The sequence below is a fragment of the Kribbella endophytica genome (assembly GCF_054781295.1).
On the sequence record NZ_BAAGUR010000001.1, the window covers coordinates 646,814 to 668,137 of the forward strand.

The window sequence follows — 21,324 nt, forward strand, 5'->3', positions numbered from 1 at the left end:
TGACCTCAGACCGGCAGCGCGACCTCGGCCAGCGCCTTCACCAGAGGCGCCTGCTCCGGCAGTTCCGCGGCCTTCTCCAAAGCAGCGGACAGTACGGCGTCGTGCGTCGGCTGAGCCTCAGCCAGCAGCGCACGCCCCGCCTCGGTCACCTCGGTGTAGATCCCGCGCCGATCCGTCGGGCACAGGTACCGCGACAGCAGCTGACGGTCCTCCAACCGGTTCACCAGCCGCGTCGTCGCCGACTGGCTGAGGACCACCGCATTCGACAGCTGGTTCATCCGCAGGTGGTAGTCGTCCTGCCGAGCCAGTACGTCGAGCACGCTGTACTCGCTCACCGAGAGCCCGTGCTGCTTGTTCAGCGCACGCTCCAGCTCGTCCTCGATCCGCGCGTGCAGGGCCGCCAGGGTGCGCCACCCCTGCGCCCGAGCCTCGGCGGCGTCGTCCGGTAGTCCCACAGCTCCTCCTCACAGCCCAGCATTTGATTCCACCGACCGTAGGTGGTTTCATGAAGCAATAGTCCGCGTGTGCAACTATCGCGGACGCGGGTATTAATCACCAGACTACCGATCGGGAGCAGAAAAGCCATGCCAGCCGAGATCCCCACCGTCACCTTGAACAACGGCGTCGAGATGCCGCAGCTGGGCTTCGGCGTCTTCCAGGTGCCGGACGACGAGACCACCGCCGCCGTCACTGCCGCGCTCCAGGCCGGCTACCGCAGCATCGACACCGCCGCGGCGTACCAGAACGAGGCCGGCGTCGCGAAGGCTCTGGCCGACTCCGGCATCGAGCGGTCCGACCTCTTCGTCACCACCAAGCTGTGGAACGCCGACCAGGGCTACGACGAGACCCTCGCGGCCTTCGAGCGCAGCCGGAAGCTGCTCGGACTCGAGTACGTCGACCTCTACCTGATCCACTGGCCCGCTCCTGCCCTCGGCAAGTACGTCGACAGCTGGCGTGCCCTGGAGAAGCTCAGCGCCGACGGCCTGGTCCGCGCGATCGGCGTCTCCAACTTCCAGCCGGCGCACCTCGACACGCTCGCCGAGACCGCGTCGATCGTCCCGGCGGTCAACCAGATCGAGCTGCACCCGTACCTGCAGCAGACCGAGGTCCGTGCGTACGACGAAGAGCACGGCATCGCCACCGAGGCGTGGAGCCCCCTGGCCAAGGGCGGTTCGCTGCTCGGCGAGCCGAGCGTCCAGGCGATTGCCGAGAAGCTCGGCCGGACCGCCGCGCAGGTCGTCCTGCGCTGGCACCTGCAGCTGGGCAACATCGTGATCCCGAAGTCGGTCACTCCGGCGCGGATCGCCGAGAACCTCGACGTCTTCGGCTTCGAGCTGACCGACGCCGACCTCGCCGAGCTGGCCAAGCTCGAGCGCGACGAGCGCACCGGCCCGCACCCGGACGAGTTCAACGCCGCCTGAGTCGACGGTCCGGCGTACGAGATCTTGTACGCCGGACCGATCAGCTCAGCCCCGGCGATAGATCTCACGCACCGCGTGGAACGACTTCTTCGGCTCCCACCGGTACGGCGACGCCGGGTCCCAGCTGTCCTCGCGGATCACCTTGACCAGCCCGTACCCCGCGATGTCGTCGTCGTGCTTCGGATCGTCGGCCCGATGCGGCGCGTCCGGTGAGATGAACGTGTACGGCGAAGCGCCGAGCAGACCTTCCTTCGTGAAGACCCTGAGCATGTTCGCCAGATGCGTGGCCTGCTCCTGCTCGTTGCGCACGTACCCGTCCTTGATCGCGGGCGGATCGACCGTGTAGTCCACGATGTCCCAGCCCATCCCGCCCGCCGCGGCCGCGCCGGTGAACGTGCAGCAGCCGAACTCCAGGATCAGGATCGGCTTGGCCCACTTGCGGAACGGCGCCAGCTCGGCCGTGTGCTCGGCCGGATCCGCGTGGTACGAGTAGTAGTCCAGCCCGACGATGTCGAACAGCGCCCAGTCGACCGGTTCCAGGTCCGCCGCCGCGCCGTACGTGATCCGCCCACGGAAGTTGCTGCGGGCAACCTTGACCATCTTCGCCGTGTAGGCCCGGAAGCGCCGGACGATCGCGGGCATGTCCGGATTGCCGTTGGTCAGGTGCTCGACCCGCTCGAAGAAGTCCGCGCCCGGCACGATCCCCGGTGTGAACAGCATGAACTCGCAGCCGATCACCAGGATCACCTCCGGCCCGTACCGGCAGCGCAGCCGCTCGGCGTCGCGGGCGACGTCGGCGAGCTTGCGCAGCGAGTCCTCCTGCGGCTCGTCGAAGAACCGCGGCTGGATCGACACCCGCAGGCCCTGCCGGAGCGCCTCGGTCGCGGTGTCGCGCAGGCGCTTCGGCTGGGTGCCGTAGATGCTGACCCAGTTCGCGTGCAGGCAGTGGCGGATCGCGCTCAGCTCGCCGCGGACGAGGTCCGGACGCCAGATGACTCGGCTCTCGTCGCCGATGAATCCGGTGCCGGTGTCGTAGGCGACGCCGCGGAAGTCGAGGTGGCGCTTGGACGGCGTACGAACTGCTGTTGCGGGGCTCGCGGCAACGGTTCCGGCGGTCGCGGCAACCACCCCGAGCGCGGCGGCGCGCTGCAGAAATCGGGACCTGCTGATCGGTTGGCTCATGCCGGACAACTCTCCGCCGCTCGCCGCGAACGGTCGTCGGGCAGAGGTTTTCCCTTGCGAAACTTAAGTTTTGCGGCCCAGCACTGACACAGCACTGATGTGCCGGGGCAATCGCTTGCTTCACGCACCGTGGTGGGACGACTCTTCTCGGTCAGAGGCCGCAACCGCCCACAGCGGCCGACGACACCTGGAGTGTGAGCATGTCAGGAAAGCTCAAGTTCACCCGTGCGGCCATGGTCGCGGTGATGGTCGCGGTCGCGTCGGCCGGTGCGGTCAGCGCTGCCGAGGCCCGCGTGACGCCGGGAACCAACATCGTCGGCGGGACGACGGCGAGCACCGCGTCGACCCCCTGGGCGATCGCGCTGAACAACAGCCGGTCCCCCGTGCCGAGCGGCCAGTACTGCGGCGCCACGCTGGTGAAGGCGAACAAGATCGTCACCGCCGCGCACTGCGTGACGCAGCCGGTCAGCACCTACACCGCGATCCAGGGCCGCGACCGGCTCAGCACCACGGCCGGGAAGACCTCGAAGATCTCCAAGATCTGGAAGGACCCGCAGTACGGGCGGGTGGCCGGCCACGACGTCGCCGTACTGACGCTGACCACGCCGTTCACCGGCGTGACCACGCTGCCGCTGGAGACCAGCCGCTCTGCCGACGCCGTCGGCGCGCAGCCGGTCGTCTACGGCTGGGGCGACACCGAGGGGACCGGCCCGGCCGACACCTTCCAGAAGGTGACCGTGCCGGTGCTCGGTGACTCGTACTGCGGTCAGGTGTACGCCAGCGAGGGCTACGTCGCCAACGGCGAGATCTGCGCCGGCTACAAGGCCGGCGGCAAGGACTCCTGCCAGGGCGACTCCGGTGGTCCGCTCGTGCTGAACGGCCGGCTCTTCGGCGTCGTGTCGTGGGGCATCGGGTGTGCGGACGCGGGCAACCCGGGCGTGTACGCCGAGGTCGCGACGTACGCCTCGGCGCTGACGACGCAGATCAACAACTGACTCGAGACACGCCACTGATACGCCGTACCAGAATCTGGTACGGCGTATTAGTGTGTCGCCGGTGGCACGTGAAGCTGATGAGAAGACAGCCCTGGGCTCGGTCTGGCTGCGCGCGGAACCGTCGTCGACCCGAGCACCGCTGACCCGTGAGGACATCGTCGCCGCGGCGATCGGCATCCTCGACAAGGAAGGCCTCGACGGCCTCTCGATGCGCCGCGTCGCCGTCGAGTTGGGCACCGCCGCCACGTCAGCCCTCTACTGGCGGGTCGCCACCAAGAACGACCTCCTCGAACTGGCCGTCGACGAGATCCTCGCCGAGGCCCTGGTCCCCACCGACACCGGCGACTGGCGAGACCAACTAGCCGTCCTCGGGCTAGCGGCGTACGAGTCCCTGGACCGCCACCCCTGGGCAACCCAGTTGCTGGCCTCCCACGCCGGCCTAGGCCCCAACTACCAGACCTACACAGCCCGCCTGGTCGAAATCCTCACCACCGCTGGCTTCAAAGGCATCCACCTGGACGCCGCCGTCTCCGCAGTCTTCCACTACGTCATCGGCGCCGCAGTCACCGACGCCGCCTGGCACTCCACCATCCACCGCAGCGGCCTCCCCGACCCCACCTGGGCCCAAGCAGCCGGCCAACACCTGGACATCGAGCCAGAAGCCCTCACCGCCTACCTAACCCCCAACAACCCAGCAGGCCCCACCGCCCGCTTCACCACAGGCCTACGAGTAATCCTCGTAGGCCTAAGGCCCCGCCGCTTGTCGTAGCCGGCGCTCCACCACGCAGACGAGGTCCGGCCGAAACTTCCGCGCGATCGGCTGCCGAGGCCGACGCCCACCACTGATCAACCTCCCCGAAACGCCTCAACCCGACCCCATCCAGGCGTAGCCACCACAGCCGGCCGGAGGTTAGTCAGTGGTGGGCGTCGGCGAACACAGGCGCACCCGGGGCGACCGGCCCGCAGGCCCCCCACCCCCACCACAGCCGGCACGGGCGAAGCCCGTAGACGTCCCGGGCGACCGGGCCCGCGCCAACCCGCGCCCACCACAGCCGGCACGGGCGCAGCCCGTAGCCGTTCGGGGGCGGCAGGCCTTCTCCCCTCCCCCTTCACGGATCCTTAGAGGTCCGCGAAAGCTGAGGTGGGGTTTTCGAAGGCGTCTGCTACGAAGCGGAGGAAGGCTGCTGCTGTTCCTCCGTCGCAGACTCGGTGGTCGAAGACCAGGGAGAGTTGGGTGAGTTTGCGGACGGCCAGCTCGCCGTCCACGACCCACGGGCGGTCGATGATGCGGCCTACGCCGAGGATCGCGACCTGGGGGTGGTTGATGATCGCGGCGCTGCCGTCGACGCCGAAGCTGCCGTAGTTGTTGAGGGTGAAGCTGCCGGACGTGAGCTCGTGCGCGGTGAGCTTGCCGTCGCGGGCGGCGGCGGTCAGGCGGCGGATCTGCGCGTCCAGCTCACGCGCGGTCAGCGTGTGGGCGTTCGGTACGGCGGGGACGACCAGCCCGCGGTCGGTCTGCGCCGCGAGGCCGAGGTTGACGCCGTCGTACTGGACGAGATCGTCGCCGTCGACGAAGCCGTTCAGCTCGGGGTGCTTGCGCAGACCGGCGACGACGAAGCGCGCCATCAGCGCGAGCAGGCCCGGGCCGGGATCGGTTGCCGTGCGCATCGAAGCCCGCAGCTCGACCAGCGGGGTCGCGTCGACATCCACCCAGGTGGTCGCCTCGGGGATCTCCGACCGACTCCGGCTGAGCGTCGCGGCGACGGTCTTCCGGAACCCATTCATCGTGGTACGCCGAAGCTCAGGCAATCCAGTACGAGAATCACCAGCAACAGAAGGAGTTTCAGGAACAGAAGTGAGAGCAGCAACAGCAGCTTCTACGTCGCGGCGCACGATCAGACCACCTGCGCCCGAGCCCTCCAAAGTCCTCAGATCCAGGTCAGCATCACGTGCGATCCGGCGGACCAACGGAGAGATGACCAAAGGAACAGCACGAGCAACAGGCCGCTCGACAGCCGCAACAGGCGTCTCGGCAACAGCAACCTGCCCGTTCGAACGCGCCTTCCGCCGACGCCCGGACCCCACACTCTCCGGCGTCCCGTACCCGATCAGCACATTCCCCGACCCGGCCTGCTCCTCCTCACGATAGGCCTCACCAGCAACGGACCCGATCGTGATCAGCGGCTTGCCCACGGCAACAGTCGCACCCTCAGCCCCATGCAGCTCGGTCACCACCCCGGCGTACGGCGAGGGCACCTCCACCAGCGACTTCGCCGTCTCCACCTCAGCGATCGGCGCGTCAACAGCGACAACGTCGCCGACAGCAACCAACCACCGCACGATCTCCGCCTCGGTCAGTCCTTCGCCGAGGTCAGGCAGCAGGAACGTGTTCACGAGTCCTCCCACTGCAGATCGTCAACAGCGTCGAGGATCCGATCCACAGAAGGCAGCTGGTGCCGCTCCAGGTGAGGAGGCGGGAACGGAATGTCGAAGCCGGTGACGCGCCGGATCGGCGCCGCCAGCGAGTGGAAGCACCGTTCGGTGACCCGGGCAACGATCTCCGACGACACCGACGCAAACCCGGAGGCCTCGGCAACCACCACGGCCCGCCCGGTCGAACGCACAGCAGCACAAACCGTCTCGTCGTCAAAAGGCACGATCGACCGAAGATCCACGACCCCCAGCGACCGCCCCTCAGCAGCCGCAGCCTCCGCGGCCTCGAGAGCAATCGGCACAGTAGGCCCGTAAGCGATCAGCGTCGCGTCAGCACCTTCCCGCCGTACGACGGCCTGCCCGATCCCCGGCTCGGCGACCCCGAGATCGATCTCCTCCTTGGCCCAGTACAGCTTCTTCGGCTCCAGAAAGATCACCGGATCCGGGAACTCGATCGCCCGCCGCATCAGCCAGTACGCGTCGGCCACAGTGGCCGGTGCGACCACGGTCAACCCCGGCGTGTGCGCGTAGTACGCCTCCGACGAGTCGCAGTGGTGCTCGACGCCGCCGATCCCGCCGGCGTACGGCATCCGGATCACCATCGGCAGCGTGATCTTGCCGCGGGTCCGGTTCCGCATCTTCGCCACGTGGCTGACGACCTGCTCGAACGCCGGGTAGCCGAACGCGTCGAACTGCATCTCGACGACCGGCCGCATCCCGTTCATCGCCATCCCGATCGCGGTCCCGACGATGCCGGACTCGGCCAACGGGGTGTCGAAGCAACGACTTTCGCCGAACTCGGCGGTCAGCCCGTCGGTCACCCGGAACACACCACCGAGCGCGCCGACGTCCTCACCGAACATCAGCACGGTGTCGTCGGCCCGCATCGCGTCGCGCAGCGCCTGGTTCAGCGCCTGCGCCATGGAGAGCTTCACATGCGTCATCTCAGGCCTCCTCACGAGCCAGTTCGTCGGCCAGGAACGCGGCCTGTTCGCGCAACTGCGGCGTCTGCGTGGTGTACAGGTGCTGGAACAGCTCCGCCGGATCCGGGTGCACGTCCTCCATCAGCCCGACCCGCGTGTACTCCGCCACCTGGTCAGCGGCCGAAGCAGCAGCCGCCCGAGCAGCGTCGTCCAACAGCCCCGCACCACTCAGATAAGCATCCAGCCGCTTGATCGGATCCTTCTCCAACCACGGCGTGACCTCGGCGTCGTCGCGGTACCGCGAAGCGTCGTCCGCGTTCGTGTGCGCCTGCACCCGATAGGTGTGCGCCTCCACCAACTGCGGCCCTTCACCACCACGCGCCCGCTCGACAGCCCGGCCCAGTACGGCGAGCAGCCCGGCGAGATCGTTGCCGTCAGCCCGTTCACCCGGTACGCCGTACCCGATGCCCTTGTGGGCAAGGGACGGCGCGGCGGTCTGCTTGGCGAGCGGTACCGAGATCGCGTACTCGTTGTTCTGGATGAAGAACACGACCGGCGCCTGCCAGACCGCGGCGAAGTTGAGCGCCTCGTGGAAGTCGCCCTCACTGGTCCCGCCGTCGCCGACGAGCGCCATCACGACCATGTCCTCACCCTTCAGCCGCGCGGCGTGCGCGACGCCGACCGCGTGCAGCAGCTGCGTCGCGAGCGGCGTGGACTGCGGCGCGACGTTGCGCTCGTGCGGGTCGTACCCGGAGTGCCAGTCGCCGCGCAGCAGCGTCAGCGTCTCGATCGGGTCGACGCCGCGGCTCGCGATCGAGACCGTGTCGCGGTACGTCGGGAAGAGCCAGTCGCGCTCCTCGAGCACCATCGTCGCCGCGACCTGGCAGGCCTCCTGGCCGTGCGACGACGGGTAGACCGCGAGCCGGCCCTGGCGGACCAGCGCGCTGGCCTGGTCGTTGAGGCGGCGGCCCTTCACCAACTGTGCGTAACCGTCGGTCAGCGTCTCCGCGGAGGGCAGCTGGTACGACGCGTGCGCGTGCGCGGCGCCGTGCTCGTCGATCAGCCGGACGGGCTCGGCGGAGGGGAGCAGACGCTCCTCAACGGTGGACATATTGCCCTCCTGCAGGGAGACGGACTGATGCCTCATCGTCGTACTTCTGGCCATTCGCTGCCAGACCCTGCAGAATTGCGAGACGAACGGCGATCCAGCCAGCCTGAGGAGGGAGCAGAATGTCTGAAGAAGTGCTAGCCGACGCCAAGCGCCCTGGACAGATGGTCGTCGCCCCCGCGCTGGACGAGCTCGACCGGCAGATCGTCGAGGCGCTGACCCAGGACGGCCGCCTCTCGATGCGGGCCCTCGCGGACCAGGTTCACATCTCCCGCGCGAACGCCTACGCGCGCGTCGAGCGCCTGACCGCGACCGGCGTCATCACCGGTTTCACCACGACGGTCGACCCGCTGAAACTGGGGCTCGCGACGTCGGCGTACGTCACCCTCAGTCTCCGCCAGAGCTCGTGGCGAGCCCTGCGCGAGCAGCTCCAGACCATCCCCGAGATCAAGCACATGGCACTGGTCGGCGGCGACTTCGACGCGATCCTGCTCGTCCGCGCCGCCGACAACGAGGGCCTGCGGCGCGTCGTACTGGAGAAGCTTCAGGCCATCCCGGAGGTGCTGGGCACCCGGACCGCGCTGATCTTCGAGGACCTCGGGACGCTCTAGGCGCCGCGGCGACGCTGCCGGGCGGCGTACGAGCGCAGCGCGCGGAGGAAGTCGATCTCGCGGAAGGCAGGCCAGTACGGGTCGCAGAAGTACAGCTCGGAGTACGCCGACTGCCAGAGCAGGAAGTTGGACATCCGCTGCTCGCCGCTGGTGCGGATGATCAGATCAGGGTCGGGCTGGCCGGCCGTGTAGAGGTGCTGGGTGATGTCGTCGACCTCGAGCGTGTCGGCGAGCGAGTCGAGGTCATTGCCCGCGCGGGCCTCGGACTCCAGCAGCGAACGGACCGCCTCGACGAGTTCCTGGCGGCCGCCGTACCCGATGGCGAGGGTGACGTGGTTGCCGGTACTGATGCCCTTGGTCGCCTCGACGGCTTCCTTCAGCGCGCGAGAGGTGGTGTCGGGGAGCAGGTCGATCAGCCCGGCGACGTGGACCTGCCAGCGGCCGCCCGGCTCGGTGAGGCGGGTGGTGACGACCTCTTCGATCAGCTTCATCAGGTACATGACCTCTTCGTTGCCGCGCTTGACCAGGTTCTCGGTCGAGCAGACGAAGACGGTCACGTGCTGGACGCCGGCGGTCTCGCACCAGCCGAGCGCGTTCTCGACGTGCATCGCGCCGTACCGGTGACCGACGCTCGGGTTCGCATGCCCCTGCCCCCGCGCCCAGCGGCGATTCCCGTCCATCACCAGCCCGACGTGCCGCGGCCGCGGCTTGCCGACCAGTTGCCGCCGGAGCTGCCACTTGTACATCCCGTACAGCACGTCGTTGATCGCCATCCACAGAACCTATCCGCTGATCAGCCCGTACGCCGGGCTCGCCGCCCACGAGTGATCGGCCGGTCCGCCGGTACTGTGCAACGAATGCGGATCCTGTTCACGTTCATCGGGGGCATCGGGCACTTCCGGCCGCTCGTCCCGATCGCCCGCGCCGTCGAAGCAGCCGGCCACGAGGTCCGGGTCGCCGGATCAGGCAAGGTCACCCCAGCAGTCGAGGCCGCGGGTTTCACCACCTTCGCCACCAGCGGCCCGCGCCAGGCGGACGCTCCGCCGCCGGTCCCGGAGCCACTCGAACCAGCCGACCCCGCGGCCGAGGAACAGCACTTCGCCTCAGCCTTCGGCGGCCCCGGCGCCCGCCGCCACGCGGCCGCCCTGCTCGACATCGCGGCGAACTGGAACCCCGACGTCATCGTCCGCGACGAAGCCGACTTCGGCACCGCCGTCGCCGCCGAGAAGCTGGGCATCCCCTGTACGACGGTCCTGGTGCTCGCCTCAGGAGCCCTCCTCCGTAAGGACCTGCTGGCCGGCCCGCTCGGCGAAGTCAGAGCCGAGCACGACCTCCCGCCGGACCCCGAGCTCACCTTCCTCGACGGCAACCTGACCCTGTCGCCGTTCCCGCCAAGCTTCCGGCACCCGTCGTTCCCCCTCCCGGCGAACACCTTCTCCTACCGAACCGCCGAGGTCCCAAGCTCCAAGCCACACCCGCCGACGGTCTACTTCACCCTCGGCACCGTCTTCCAGCCCGACACCGACGACCTCTTCACCCGAGTGCTCACCGGCCTGCGCGACCTCTCGGCCAACGTCATCGTCACCGTCGGCGAACGCAACGACCCCGCCGCCCTCGGCCCGCAACCGGACCACGTCCGCATCGAACGCTTCATCCCCCAGGACGACCTGCTCCCGACCTGCGACCTGGTCATCTCTCACGGCGGCTCCGGCAGCGTCCTCGGCGCGCTGGCCCACGGCCTCCCGTCGATCGTCCTCCCGCTGGGCGCCGACCAACCCCACAACGCCCAACGCCTCCTCACCCTGGGTGCGGGCGTGGCCCTCGACCCGGTCACCCTCACCCCGCCGCAGGTCACCCGGGCCGCAACCGAAGTGCTTGCCAACAGCAACTACAAGCAATCCGCCGAACGGCTCCAGGCAGAACTCAACGCCCTACCCGACGTCTCCAACACAGTCGCCCTCATCGAGTCCCTCGCCTGACGCCGGGCCCGGCCGCGGATCACCAAGCCTGCGGTTGTCCCGGCACGTGCGTGCCGAAGGTCCACTCGTAGCCCTCGGGGTCGACGAGGCGGCAGCGGTAGTTGCCCCACTCGGTCGCGCCCGGCGACCAGATCGAGTCGGCGCCAACGGCCGCGGCAGACGAGTGGACGGCGTCGACGGCTGCTTCGGACTCCAGCGCGACGTACAAGCCCGATCCTGCCGTCTCGCCCTTACGCGCCGGGCGGTCGTACCCGGTCTCGTCGGTGAAGACGGTGAACGCGACGCCCGTCCCGTACCGGACCTCGGCGTGCATGATGCCGCCCTTGTCGTCGGGGAACTCCATCGTCGTCTCGAACCCGAACGCCTTCTCCAGCCAGCGCAGGGCGGCGGGGGCGTCGCGGTAGGAGAGGACGGCGTGCAGGCTGGTGGTGTTGCTGTTCTCGGTCATGGCTTCAGCCTGCCGGGAGTAGCGGCCAGTTCATGGCCGCTACTCCATCAACATCAATTCACCGCCGGAAAGCCCCCGGCCCGTTCACCTGCCAGCCCTTCGCGGTCGGGTCGACGATCGACTTCAGCGGCATCGTGAAGCTGCGGACCTGCTTGGCCGGCCGGCTGATCGCCCAGAACGTCGGGTTCTTCGCCGTCGACCGGTCCCACGCGATGCCCTGGCCCTGGATCTCCGGCAGGTCCACTGTCGCCACCCACCGCAGCTCGGCACCGGCCTCGGGCAGCTTCATCACGTACGCCTCGCCGAGGTCGTGCCCGGTCAGCCACAGCCGGCCGTCCGGCCCCCACGATCCACCCGAGTTGCTCATCGGCTTGAACCGGTCGAGGATCGTCTTCGGGATGGTCCACCCCGCGACCACCTCGAAGTTGTCGTTCAGCTTCACCACCTGGGTGTTGTACGTCTCGCCGTACAGCTCACCGGAGCCGTCCTCGCGCGGATTGTCGTAGTTCGCGAATCCGGCCCACCACGCGCCGTCGTGCCGGTCCAGCCAGGTCAGCGAGCCGCGGTCGATCCCGAAGCTGTGCGTGTCCACGTGCCGCATCGTGCGGGTGTCGAACACCTCGATCGACGACTCCATCGGGTACTCGGGGTAGTTCGAGTGCACGGCGTACAGCTTGCTGCCGACCACGGCCGCGCTGTCCAGGTGCTCGAACGGCCCGTCGGTGTCACCGGCGAACTGCAGCAGCGGCTCGCCGGTCCGCCGGTCGTGCTTGGTGATCGTCCGGTTGTTCACCGCGTAGAAGTACTTCGCGTCGACCGCGACCGCCTGGTTGGCGTCGAAGGCCGGGAACGACTTCACCGGCGTCGCCACGAACGACGGCGGGTCAGCGGCGGCAACAGCGGTGACAGCAGCCGGTACGACGGCCGCCGGCGCCGCGGCCGCCAGGGAAGGGACAGCCGCGGCCGCCACGGCCACCAGGACAACGAGCTTCTTCATCAGGACCTCCGGAGGGGAACGGAAACGCCTCCGGCAGCCTCCGCCGTACGCCGGAACAACCGCCGTCCCCCGCATGAACCTGTCGCGTCAGCCAGGTGCCGAGTCAGTCAAGTGCCCGCCGTCGGCGCTTGAACCAGATCAGCAGCGCGACGCACGGGAGTGCGAGCCCGCCGAACCCGAGCCCGAAGAACGCCCCGCGCCCGCCGACGTGATCGACCAGCCAGCCGAAGTTCTGCCCGAAGAACCCGGTCACGAAGGTCAGCGGCAGGAACACCGTCGACAGGATCGTCAGCTGCTCGATGGTCGCGTTCTGCTGGACGCTGACCTTGGTCTGCTCGACCGAGATCACCGCCATGTTCGCCTCCAGCACCGTGGCCAGGAGGTCCCGCTGGGCGGCGACCTCCTCGTTCACCAGGACGAGGTGGTCGTGCACGTCCCGGAAGTAGGGCAGCAGGTCAGTGTTTCGAGCACCTCGCTCGATTGTCGCGAGTACGGCGAGCAGCGGGTGCACCGCGCGGTAGAAGTCGGTCACCTCGCGGCGCAGGAAGTAGATCCGCTCGGTCGGCGCCACCGACCCCGCGAACACCGTCCGCTCGACCTGCTCGATGTCCCGCTCCAGCTCGGCGACGACCGGGCCGTAGCTGTCGACGACCTGGTCGAGGATCGCCCAGAGCACGCCGTTCGTCCCGTTCTCGAGCAGCTCCGGGCGTTGCTCCAGCCGGGACCGGGCGCCGTGCAGCTCGCTCGCCGCGCCCTGGCGGACGGTGATCACGAACGCCGGCCCGACGAACACACTGACCTCACCGAAGTCGACCTCCTCGCGCCCGTCGTCGTACCGGGCGGTGCGCAGGATGACGAGGCGGATGTCACCCTCGTACGGCTCGACCTTGGGGCGCAGGTGGAACGTCTGGGCGTCCTCGACGGCCAGCTCGTGCAGCCCGAAGCTCTGGCTCGCCTGCTCGAGCTCCTCGGGCGTCGGGTCGAACATGCCGAGCCAGACGAACCCGCCCTCGCGGCAGCACGCGGCCGCCTCCTGGACCGACATCGCACCGACGTGCTGACGGCGGCCGTCCTTGTAGTGGGCGCAGTCGACGATCATGGAACGGCTCCTCTCCGGCCCGTACGCCGGGCCCGCCGGCCTCACGCGCCGGTCCTTGGACCGATCCTGACCCCGCACCGCCGCGCGGAATAGGCTTGCCCTGACAAAGTCGCAGTGAACTTCAGGGAGATCCGATGGCCCGCCCGCTCGTGTTGATGCCCGGTCCGATGTACCGCTCGGTGCCGGACGGTCTGGCCGACGGCTTCGAGGTGATCCGGCTGTGGGAGTCTTCCGATCCCGCCGCCCTGCTCGAGGAGCGGGGCAAGGACGTCGTCGCGATCGCCAACGGCGGTACGGCGATCGACGGCGCGTACCTGGACCAGTTGCCGAACGTGCAGATCGTGGCGAGCTTCGGGGTCGGCTACGACAAGATCGACGCTGCCGCCGCCGCTGAGCGTGGGGTCGTTGTCACCAACACGCCCGGCGTACTGGACGACGAGGTCGCCGACACCGCGATGGGCCTGCTGCTGATGACGGCGCGTGAGCTGTCGTCGGCCGAGCGGTACCTGCGCGACGGACGGTGGACCGAGCGGCCCTACCCGTTGACCCCGGCAACGCTGAGCGGCCGGAAGATGGGCATCCTCGGCCTCGGCCGGATCGGCGAGGCGATCGCGCACCGAGCCGCCGCGTTCGGGATCTCTGTTGCCTACCACAACCGTCACCGCAAGGACGTCCCCTACGACTACTACCCGACCCTGGTCGAGCTGGCCGCCGCGAGCGACATCCTGATGATCGTCATCCCCGGCGGCGCGGAGACCGAGCACCTGGTCAACGCCGAGGTCCTGGCCGCCCTCGGCTCCGACGGCATCCTGATCAACGTCGCCCGCGGCACCGTCGTCGACGAGTCCGCCCTGGTCGACGCACTGAAGTCCAACACCATCCTGAGCGCCGGCCTCGACGTCTTCGAGCACGAACCCAAGATCCACCCCGGCCTGCTCGAGGTCGACAACGCCGTCCTCCTCCCCCACGTAGGCTCCGGCACGATCCCCACCCGAGACGCCATGGGCCGCCTGGTCGTCAAAAACCTCACCAGCTGGTTCAACCACGGCGTACCGGTCACGCCTGTCCAGGAGTCCGCGGACCTGGTACGAAAGACCAGTGGCTGACCAGGACGACGTACGACGCCTCGCGCTGGCCCTGCCGGAGGTCACCGAGAACGACGACCGCTTCGCCTTCTCCATCGGTAAGAAGGGCATCGCCTGGGTCTGGCTGGAGCGCCCGGCACCGAAAGCGCCGCGCGTCCCCAACCCCTCCGTCCTCGCGATCCGCGTCGCCGGCGAGTCCGGCAAGCAGGACCTCCTCGCCGCCGACCCCACGAAGTTCTTCACCGAGCCCCACTACAACGGCTTTCCCGCGATCCTCGTCCACCTCAACGCCGTCGACGAAGCAGAACTCCGCGAACTCCTGACCGACGCCTGGCGCCTCCAAGCCCCGAAACCCCTGGTCAAGCAGCACCCGGACCTCTAGCTCTCCAGGTCCCAGATGCGGCCCGTGTGCCAGGCGTACTCCCAAGCCTGGGTGTCCGGGGGCTCGATGTCGAAGCCGGTGAGGATGGCGTTGACCTGTTCGCGGTGGTGGTTGGCGTGGTTGAGGGACTGGGCGATGAAGATGCCGGCCCGGGTGCCGCGGGTGTTGTCGTCGACGATGACTACTCGCTCGACCTCGAGAGGGTTGGCCAGGACGTGTTCCCAGACCACGCGGCACTCCTCGTTCCACCGTTCGAGGACGTCCAGGTCGGCGACCTCGTCGCTGTCGACGAAGTCCAGCTCCTGCTGCGCGAGGCGGCGTACGTAACTACCGTCGCACCGCACGATGTGGTCGAGCGTCGCCAGGATCCCGCCGTACGTGCCGACGCCGGTGACCTCCAGCTGCTCGGCCGTGAAGTCCTGCGCGCGGCAGAACGCGATCAGTTGCTGCGTCGCCCAGTTGTTGTGCCGTACCGCGTCCGTCAACACGTCGTGCATGCTCAGTCTCCGATCGTCACCATCGACGCTAACCCGCGAGGCCGCCGGACCTGAACTGATTTACCGCAGCGCGGTGAGCAACTCCGGCCAGTGGCTGTGCAGTGTGCTGAGATGCGCCGTCGACCGCAGCTCCAGCTGGGCGTCGGGAAGATGCTCGGCGAGCCACCGAGCGTTGCGGATCGAGACCTGCGGGTCGGCCATGCCGTGCCAGACCGTCGTCGGGCAGGTGACGTCCTCGGGCCGGAAACCCCAGTCCCTGAAGGAGATCGCGGCATCCCGGAGATAGCCGTCCGGGTTCACCAAAGCCTCTCGTGCAGCAGCTGCCAGGTCGTACGTCGACTGCTGGGCGAACCACTCTGAATCGAGCGGCGGATGCCCGGTCGTCCACCGCGCGGCCAGCGCCTCGTCATCAGGATCGCCCGGATCGAGCTGCTCGACGTACGCCGTGAAGTCCGGCCGGATCCGCTCGACCGACTCGTCGACCTCCATCCGAGCGAGCCCCGCGAAGAACTCCTGCTGCTCAGCCCCCAGATCGTCGCGGTGGTACGGCGGATCGAGCGCCGGCACCAGCGCCGGACTCGCCACCACCGCCGCACGCGTCACCCTGTCGGGATGCCGCGCCGCACAAGCCAGCGCGTACGGACCACCGATCGACATCCCCAGTACGGCGTACCGCCCGATCCCCAGCTGATCGGCCACCGCAGCGACATCATCAGCCACCGACAGATGATCCGACGCCGCCACATCCGACGAGCCGTACCCCGGCCGGTTGACGGCAATCAGCCGTACGCCGTACGCCCGCGCAGCCGACGCCCCGGGAAACGCGGCGTGCCGCGTGTCCGGGCAGCCGTGGAAGAAGAACACGACGGTCTCCCCGACCTCCGTGTCCCAGTACTGGGCCTGCCGCCCGTCGGGCAGCCGCAGCGTGGTCAATCAGCCCTGCGGGGCGGTGATGTTGACCATCCAGGCGATGCCGAACCGGTCGACGCACATGCCGAACTCGTCGCCCCACATCTGCTTCTCCAGCGGGACCGACACCGTGCCGCCGTCGGCGAGCTTGTCCCAGTAGCCGTGCAGCTCGTCGCTGTCGTCGCCGCTCAGACTGACCGAGACGTTCGTGCCGGGGGTGTACTCCATGCCCTGCGGCACGTCGGAGCCCATCACCGTGTACCCGCTCGGGGTCTCCAGCTGGCTGTGCATGATCTTGTCCGCGTCCGGCGAGTCGGTCGCCCCGAACTCCCCGAACGTGTTGATCGCCAGGTCGCCCCCGAACACCTGCTGGTAGAACTCCATCGCCTCCCGCGCCTGCCCGTCGAACGCGATGTAAGGATTGAGCCGAGACGCCATCGCACACTCCCCTAGATCCGACCTCCAGATGCCTCGCACCCTAGACCCGCCCCGACCCCCACCGCGATGCCTCAGCCCCACAGTTCCCCGACAACCTCGTCACGTAACCGTCCCAGCCCCCTCCGTAGTGCTTGCCCAGGACAACTAACAGCCCGGGCGGCGTAAATTCTCAGCGGGCTGCGGGAGCGCGGACTAGGGTGTGGCGATGATTCCTCGGCACCTCACGATCGACGCGGCTGATCCCTACCAGTTGGCGGTTTTCTGGAGTACGGCGACCGGCTGGCCGGTCTCGGCCGTCGACCAGCCCGGCGACGAGGAGGTGCTGGTCGAGGCGCCGGCGCCGATTCCCGGGCTGCTGTTCATCGCCGTACCGGAGGGCAAGTCGGTGAAGAACCGCGTGCACCTCGACTGGGTCCCCGACGAGCGAACGCGCGACGAGGAGGTTGCCCGCCTGCTCACGCTCGGCGCGACCATCCACGAGGACCACCGCAAGCCCGAAGGCCCCGGCTGGGTGACGATGCACGACCCCGAAGGCAACGAGTTCTGCGTAGAACGCAGCGCCGCCGAGCGCGCGGAGTAGCCGGTACGACGGGGGCGCCGAGCGGGCCGTTGCGCGGCGCGCCGAGTAGCCGGTACCGCGAGAGCGCCGAGCGGGCCGTTGGGCGGCGGATGCGCGGCGCCGCCGAGCGCGTGGCGCCGCCGAGCGCGTGTCCGCCGAGCGCGTGGCGCCCGCCCGCCGAGCGCTCCCAAGTAGTCCTACCCGACAGATCGCAACGCCGCAGCGAGCCGCCCCATATCGTCCGTGATCGCATCAGCACCAGCTTCAGCCAGCTCAGTACCACGCGCGGCGGACGTCGCATACCCAACGGACCGAGCCCCGACCCGCCGCCCGAACTCGATGTCACTCACCGAATCCCCCACCATCAAGCAGTTCCCCGCCGGAACGTTCAGCTCCTTCAGCACCCCGTCGAGCAACGCCGGGTTCGGCTTCATCAACCCCGGCTGCCCGAACGGCCGCCCCACCACCCCCGCGACCTGCCCCTGCAAACCCTCGCGCTCCAGCCACTGCACGATCGACGGCTCACAATTGTTGCTCACCACAACCACCGGCCGCCCGGTCTCCGCGCACACCTGCAGGAACTCGACCACCCCAGCAGTCACCGGCGCCGTACCAGCCGCCTCGATCTCCCCCGCGACCGAAGCCCGCTCGACCTCGTCGACGACTCCCGGCGCATGAGCCCCCGCGAACTCCAGCACGACCAGGTGCTCGACAGTCCGCCGTACGGCCTCAGGCAGGTCAACCCCAGCCCGCACCAACGGCTCGCGCGCAGCATCGCCGATCCGACTTCCACTCCCCTTCGGGAACAGGTCGGCCACCGGCCCGTCGAAGTCGAGCAGCACCACCCGGCTCCCGCGCAGCATCTCCGCAACCGTCACGGGCCAAGTGTCACAGACGCCGAGCCGAATCAGCTGATCGCCGTCGCCTGCGACCACCGAACCCGCCAACCACCGTCACTCCCAGCCCGGTACACGTCGAGATGCCAGGCCTCCAACCGCGCCGGCGGATTGCCCTGCACCGAGATCTCGATCGCCGACCGGTACCGCAGGACGGCGAGCTCCGCGTCGAGCATCACCTCGATCTCGGACATCGCCTCGAACCGCCGGTAATCGATCGACCCGTCGCCGATCCCGCCGAGGTACTCGTCCTTGGTCCACACCAGTCCGCTCGGCGTCGCGATCCGGAAGTCGTCGGTGTGCAAGGGCAACGCCACCATCAGATCCGCCGCCACCAAGGCCCGCAACCGCTCCCGCTCGATCTCCCGCAACCCGTCAGCATCCATGCCCTCAACCTAATACTCGGTTGCCGCGTCCGACTCTCGCTGCCAAGGTCACCGCATGCCCACCTTCAGCGCGTACGACGGCACCGAGCTCGCCTACCACCTGATCGGCGACGGCGAGCCGCTCGTCTGCGTCCCCGGCGGGCCGATGCAGGCCTCCGCCTACCTCGGCGATCTCGGCGGCCTCGCGAACCAGCTGATCATGCTCGACCTCCGCGGCACCGGCGACTCCGCGAAGCCAACCGACACCACGTCGTACCAGGTCAACCGCCAGGTCGCCGACCTCGAAGCCCTCCGCGAGCACCTCGGCCTCGAACAGCTCGACCTCCTGGCTCACTCCGCCGGCACCAACCTCGCGGCGCTCTACCTCGCCGAGCACCCCGACCGCGTACGCCGGTACGCCGCGATCTCCCCGAGCGCGTTCGCCGTCGGCTTCACGATCACCGCCGAGATGCGCCTCGAAGCCGCCCGCCAGCGCAAGGCCGAGCCGTGGTTCGACGAGGCGTACGCCGCGCTCGAGCAGATCACCTCCGGCACGTTCACCGACAACCTCTGGCAGGCGATCCGCCCGTTTTCCCACGGCCGCTGGGACACCGCCGCGCAGGCCCTCGAAGCCGCCACTCCCGCGCAGCAGAACGAGGAAGCCGCCGCCGTCTACGCCTCGGAGCTGACCCCTTCCACGGCCGGCCTGACCGCCTTCCCCAACCCCGTCCTCGTCCTGTCCGGCCAGACCGACGTCGGCACGCCGCCGGCCTTCGCCACGTCGTACGCCGGCCTCTTCCCCGACGCGACGCTCACCATCCAGCCGGCGTCCGGCCACTTCCCCTGGCTCGACAACCCCGCCGCCTTCACCGCGGCCGTCAACGACTTCCTTCGCCGGTAAGGGCGTCGACGAACAGCGGCCACACCGGCCGTGGCACGTCGTGCCCGGTGTCGGGCATGATCACCAGCCGAGCCCCCGGTACGGCGTCGCGCAACGCCTCGCCGTGCGCCAGCGGGAACACCGGATCCCGCTCACCGTGCACGACCACGGTCGGCGCGGTGAGGTCCGCGAACCCGCCGTTGCGTGGCCCGTCGAAGTCCATCAGGAAGTGGTTGGCCAACGACGCCAAGCTCTGGGTGCGGGCGACGTCCTCGGTCGCCAGTGCCCGGGTCTCCTCCTCGTCGTACAGCGGACCGCCCGCGTACGCCCGCATCAGCCCGACCACCTCGTCCACCGGATCGTCGTACGACGGCCGGTCGGTGAACGACGAAGACATCGGCGGCAGACCGTCGTCACCCGTGGTCGTCGACACGAACGCCAACCCTGACACGCGATCCGGGTAGTCCACACCCAGCATCAACGCGACCGCGCCGCTCATCGACCGGCCGACGACCTGCGCGCGCTCGATCCCCAGCGCGTCGAGCAGACCGACCGCGTCAGCGGCGAGGTCCGAGAGCTTGTACGCCGGTTCGCCCGGCGGGTAGTACGTCGACAGGCCGGTGTCGCGCTGGTCGTACCGGATCACGAACCGCTGCCGCGCGGCGAGCTGCTCGCAGAGTTCGCGTTCCCACCAGAGCATCGACGCGCACGCGCCGTGCACGAGCAGGATCGCCGGATCCTCGGCCTTGCCGAACGTCTCGACGCACAGGGTGACACCGTTGCTCTCGACAAACATCACGCCGGCCCGTCGCGCAGCACGCCACGGACCTGGTCGACGGTGACCGCCGCGGGGTCGAAGTTGCGCAGCAGCCAGGTCGCGCCGGCGCGCTCGTACGGCGTACCGTCCTGGCCTGGTTCGAGCTCGGCGGCGTAGTCGTACGGGGTCGTTTTGTTGCGCAAGGCATCAATCTTCCCGACGGCCTCGGCGAACTCGTCAGCCGAGCTCAGGTTGACCGGGAAGAACCCGTCGAGCCGCGCGGCCCGCTCCAACGGCCGCCGCTTGCCCGGAAAGCCGGCCGCCCAGACCGGAATCCGTCGTACGGGCGTCGGCAGGAACTGGATCCCGTCCACCGTGTAGTGCTCGCCGTGATGCTCGACAACCTTCCCCGACCACGCAGCGTCGAGAATCCCCAGCGACTCATCCAGCATCTGCCCACGAATCTTGTCGTCGCACTCCTCACCGGTCTTGGAGAACTCCCCCGCGAACCGATCGCTCCCCAGCCCGACCCCCAGAACGAACCGCCCACCACTCAACCGATCCAGCGTCGCCGTCTCCCGCGCCAACTTCACCGGCCGCCGCCGAGTGATCGCACTGACCATCGGCCCGAACTCCAACCGCTCGGTCGCGGTGGCAACCGCCGCCATCGTGATCCACGGATCGGCCACCGCACTCACCGGCTCCCGCCACCGAACGTGATCCCACACGAACAGCCCGTCCCACCCAGCCTCTTCGGCCTCGGCCGCGATCCTCGCCACCACCACCGGATCGGCCAGCTCGTCGAACAACGGAAACCACAGCGCATGCTTCATCCCCCGACGCTAAGCGCCGCGGGCCCAGTAAGAAAAGCGATGAATCCCGATCACTTCGATCAGCCCCGCCGATTGCTTGCCCTGCGCCAGCACCCCCCGTCGGTCCCGCGCGAAGCCACCTGCGCCCACCGCCCCCGCTCGCGGGCAGTCAGTTGCCCTCGACCGAAACCCGCACTCCACTTCCGCGCGCCCTGACCCGCCCCGCCACGTAGTCCGCGATCACCTGCGCCGTCCCCACCGCCAAGTCGTCGTTCAGCCGCCCCGCAACGAACTCCAGTTCGTCGAGCAGGGACTCCGCCTGCTCCCGCACCAGTCCGACCCGCTCCGCCCCACCGAGCCGCGGCAGCACCGGCAACTCGTACGCACGCGCGACCAGAACCAACCGCTCGAACACCCGCTCCGAGACCGACAGCGCGTCCGGCTCGTCCGGATCCACCCCGAAGATCCCCACCGGCGGGTCGTCGCCGTACCGCTCCACCGTCAGCCGATCCGCAAATCGCTCAACGCCCATCCCCGCACCATCCCCC

The 21,324-nt window shown here is 69.0% G+C and carries 26 protein-coding genes; 9 read left to right on the forward strand and 17 right to left on the reverse strand.

Annotation, left to right across the window (positions count from 1 at the left end; all coding sequences use genetic code 11):
* Positions 1-5 precede the first annotated feature (5 nt).
* Complete coding sequence (locus tag ACYVIO_RS03125) at positions 6-455, reverse strand: MarR family transcriptional regulator (protein WP_184799688.1); 450 nt, start codon at positions 453-455, stop codon at positions 6-8.
* A gap of 129 nt (positions 456-584) precedes the next feature.
* Between ACYVIO_RS03125 and ACYVIO_RS03130 the strand changes: the two genes are divergently transcribed.
* Positions 585-1,421, forward strand: coding sequence for an aldo/keto reductase (locus tag ACYVIO_RS03130; RefSeq protein ID WP_460649104.1), 837 nt, complete (start codon positions 585-587; stop codon positions 1,419-1,421).
* 45 nt (positions 1,422-1,466) lie between these two features.
* On the opposite strand, the gene ACYVIO_RS03135 is transcribed toward ACYVIO_RS03130, so the two are convergent.
* Entirely contained in the window at positions 1,467-2,603 is a 1,137-nt protein-coding gene (locus tag ACYVIO_RS03135) for a hypothetical protein (protein WP_460649105.1), read from the reverse strand.
* Positions 2,604-2,803: 200 nt separating this feature from the next.
* On the opposite strand from ACYVIO_RS03135, the gene ACYVIO_RS03140 reads away from it, so the two are divergent.
* Positions 2,804-3,598, forward strand: coding sequence for a S1 family peptidase (locus tag ACYVIO_RS03140; protein WP_460649106.1), 795 nt, complete (start codon positions 2,804-2,806; stop codon positions 3,596-3,598).
* A gap of 61 nt (positions 3,599-3,659) precedes the next feature.
* Complete coding sequence (locus ACYVIO_RS03145) at positions 3,660-4,367, forward strand: TetR/AcrR family transcriptional regulator (RefSeq protein WP_460649107.1); 708 nt, start codon at positions 3,660-3,662, stop codon at positions 4,365-4,367.
* A 350-nt stretch (positions 4,368-4,717) separates the two neighbouring features.
* On the opposite strand, the gene ACYVIO_RS03150 is transcribed toward ACYVIO_RS03145, so the two are convergent.
* Genes ACYVIO_RS03150 through ACYVIO_RS03160 form a run of 3 tightly spaced genes read right to left on the reverse strand, consistent with a single transcriptional unit; the run spans position 4,718 to position 8,065 of the window.
* The gene (locus ACYVIO_RS03150; RefSeq protein WP_460649108.1) at positions 4,718-5,992 is read right to left on the reverse strand and encodes a dihydrolipoamide acetyltransferase family protein; all 1,275 of its coding nucleotides are present in this window, start codon (positions 5,990-5,992) and stop codon (positions 4,718-4,720) included.
* On the reverse strand, positions 5,989-6,975 hold the full coding sequence (locus ACYVIO_RS03155) for an alpha-ketoacid dehydrogenase subunit beta (RefSeq protein WP_460649109.1): 987 nt from the start codon (positions 6,973-6,975) through the stop codon (positions 5,989-5,991). The genes ACYVIO_RS03150 and ACYVIO_RS03155 overlap by 4 nt, the downstream gene beginning before the upstream one ends.
* A 1-nt stretch (position 6,976) precedes the next feature.
* Positions 6,977-8,065, reverse strand: coding sequence for a thiamine pyrophosphate-dependent enzyme (locus ACYVIO_RS03160; RefSeq protein ID WP_460649110.1), 1,089 nt, complete (start codon positions 8,063-8,065; stop codon positions 6,977-6,979).
* Between the two features lie 119 nt (positions 8,066-8,184).
* On the opposite strand from ACYVIO_RS03160, the gene ACYVIO_RS03165 reads away from it, so the two are divergent.
* Entirely contained in the window at positions 8,185-8,673 is a 489-nt protein-coding gene (locus ACYVIO_RS03165; RefSeq protein ID WP_460649111.1) for an Lrp/AsnC family transcriptional regulator, read from the forward strand.
* Here the strand turns inward: ACYVIO_RS03165 and uppS are convergent.
* Complete coding sequence (gene uppS / locus ACYVIO_RS03170) at positions 8,670-9,446, reverse strand: polyprenyl diphosphate synthase (protein ID WP_460649112.1); 777 nt, start codon at positions 9,444-9,446, stop codon at positions 8,670-8,672. The two genes, ACYVIO_RS03165 and uppS, sit on opposite strands and share 4 nt — an antisense overlap.
* Before the next feature lie 84 nt (positions 9,447-9,530).
* Here uppS and ACYVIO_RS03175 point away from each other — a divergent pair, with 84 nt between their 5' ends.
* Positions 9,531-10,652, forward strand: coding sequence for a glycosyltransferase (locus ACYVIO_RS03175; protein WP_460649113.1), 1,122 nt, complete (start codon positions 9,531-9,533; stop codon positions 10,650-10,652).
* Positions 10,653-10,671: 19 nt separating this feature from the next.
* Here the strand turns inward: ACYVIO_RS03175 and ACYVIO_RS03180 are convergent, their stop codons facing one another.
* From ACYVIO_RS03180 to ACYVIO_RS03190, 3 genes are all read right to left on the reverse strand, one after another.
* Positions 10,672-11,100 (reverse strand): VOC family protein, encoded by a 429-nt coding sequence (locus ACYVIO_RS03180; protein ID WP_460649114.1) that lies wholly within the window; start codon positions 11,098-11,100, stop codon positions 10,672-10,674.
* Between the two features lie 58 nt (positions 11,101-11,158).
* Complete coding sequence (locus ACYVIO_RS03185; RefSeq protein WP_460649115.1) at positions 11,159-12,097, reverse strand: hypothetical protein; 939 nt, start codon at positions 12,095-12,097, stop codon at positions 11,159-11,161.
* Positions 12,098-12,200: 103 nt separating this feature from the next.
* Positions 12,201-13,196, reverse strand: coding sequence for a magnesium and cobalt transport protein CorA (locus ACYVIO_RS03190; RefSeq protein WP_460649116.1), 996 nt, complete (start codon positions 13,194-13,196; stop codon positions 12,201-12,203).
* Between the two features lie 134 nt (positions 13,197-13,330).
* Between ACYVIO_RS03190 and ACYVIO_RS03195 the strand changes: the two genes are divergently transcribed.
* Positions 13,331-14,302 (forward strand): 2-hydroxyacid dehydrogenase, encoded by a 972-nt coding sequence (locus ACYVIO_RS03195; protein WP_460649117.1) that lies wholly within the window; start codon positions 13,331-13,333, stop codon positions 14,300-14,302.
* Positions 14,295-14,663, forward strand: a complete 369-nt coding sequence (locus ACYVIO_RS03200; RefSeq protein WP_460649118.1) for an MmcQ/YjbR family DNA-binding protein — start codon at positions 14,295-14,297, stop codon at positions 14,661-14,663. The genes ACYVIO_RS03195 and ACYVIO_RS03200 overlap by 8 nt, the downstream gene beginning before the upstream one ends.
* On the opposite strand, the gene ACYVIO_RS03205 is transcribed toward ACYVIO_RS03200, so the two are convergent.
* Genes ACYVIO_RS03205 through ACYVIO_RS03215 form a run of 3 tightly spaced genes read right to left on the reverse strand, consistent with a single transcriptional unit; the run spans position 14,660 to position 16,507 of the window.
* A complete protein-coding gene (locus tag ACYVIO_RS03205) occupies positions 14,660-15,160 on the reverse strand; it encodes a DinB family protein (RefSeq protein WP_460649119.1) in 501 nt (166 codons plus the stop codon). The two genes, ACYVIO_RS03200 and ACYVIO_RS03205, sit on opposite strands and share 4 nt — an antisense overlap.
* A 60-nt stretch (positions 15,161-15,220) precedes the next feature.
* A complete protein-coding gene (locus tag ACYVIO_RS03210) occupies positions 15,221-16,093 on the reverse strand; it encodes an alpha/beta fold hydrolase (RefSeq protein ID WP_460649120.1) in 873 nt (290 codons plus the stop codon).
* Positions 16,094-16,507 (reverse strand): VOC family protein, encoded by a 414-nt coding sequence (locus ACYVIO_RS03215; protein ID WP_460649121.1) that lies wholly within the window; start codon positions 16,505-16,507, stop codon positions 16,094-16,096.
* A 205-nt stretch (positions 16,508-16,712) separates the two neighbouring features.
* Here ACYVIO_RS03215 and ACYVIO_RS03220 point away from each other — a divergent pair, with 205 nt between their 5' ends.
* Positions 16,713-17,087: a VOC family protein gene (locus tag ACYVIO_RS03220; RefSeq protein WP_460649122.1), complete on the forward strand. Its 375-nt coding sequence runs from the start codon at positions 16,713-16,715 to the stop codon at positions 17,085-17,087.
* 176 nt (positions 17,088-17,263) lie between these two features.
* Here the strand turns inward: ACYVIO_RS03220 and ACYVIO_RS03225 are convergent, their stop codons facing one another.
* A complete protein-coding gene (locus tag ACYVIO_RS03225; RefSeq protein WP_460649123.1) occupies positions 17,264-17,944 on the reverse strand; it encodes an HAD family hydrolase in 681 nt (226 codons plus the stop codon).
* A 29-nt stretch (positions 17,945-17,973) separates the two neighbouring features.
* Complete coding sequence (locus ACYVIO_RS03230) at positions 17,974-18,348, reverse strand: nuclear transport factor 2 family protein (RefSeq protein WP_460649124.1); 375 nt, start codon at positions 18,346-18,348, stop codon at positions 17,974-17,976.
* Between the two features lie 55 nt (positions 18,349-18,403).
* Here ACYVIO_RS03230 and ACYVIO_RS03235 point away from each other — a divergent pair, with 55 nt between their 5' ends.
* Positions 18,404-19,228, forward strand: a complete 825-nt coding sequence (locus ACYVIO_RS03235; RefSeq protein ID WP_460649125.1) for an alpha/beta fold hydrolase — start codon at positions 18,404-18,406, stop codon at positions 19,226-19,228.
* On the opposite strand, the gene ACYVIO_RS03240 is transcribed toward ACYVIO_RS03235, so the two are convergent.
* From ACYVIO_RS03240 to ACYVIO_RS03250, 3 genes are all read right to left on the reverse strand, one after another.
* Positions 19,206-20,003, reverse strand: a complete 798-nt coding sequence (locus ACYVIO_RS03240) for an alpha/beta fold hydrolase (RefSeq protein ID WP_460649126.1) — start codon at positions 20,001-20,003, stop codon at positions 19,206-19,208. The genes ACYVIO_RS03235 and ACYVIO_RS03240 overlap by 23 nt on opposite strands.
* Positions 20,003-20,797 carry an LLM class flavin-dependent oxidoreductase gene (locus ACYVIO_RS03245; RefSeq protein ID WP_460649127.1) on the reverse strand — a complete coding sequence of 265 codons (795 nt, stop codon included), beginning with the start codon at positions 20,795-20,797 and terminating at the stop codon, positions 20,003-20,005. The genes ACYVIO_RS03240 and ACYVIO_RS03245 overlap by 1 nt, the downstream gene beginning before the upstream one ends.
* A gap of 148 nt (positions 20,798-20,945) precedes the next feature.
* A complete protein-coding gene (locus ACYVIO_RS03250) occupies positions 20,946-21,308 on the reverse strand; it encodes a hypothetical protein (protein ID WP_460649128.1) in 363 nt (120 codons plus the stop codon).
* Positions 21,309-21,324: the final 16 nt, after the last annotated feature.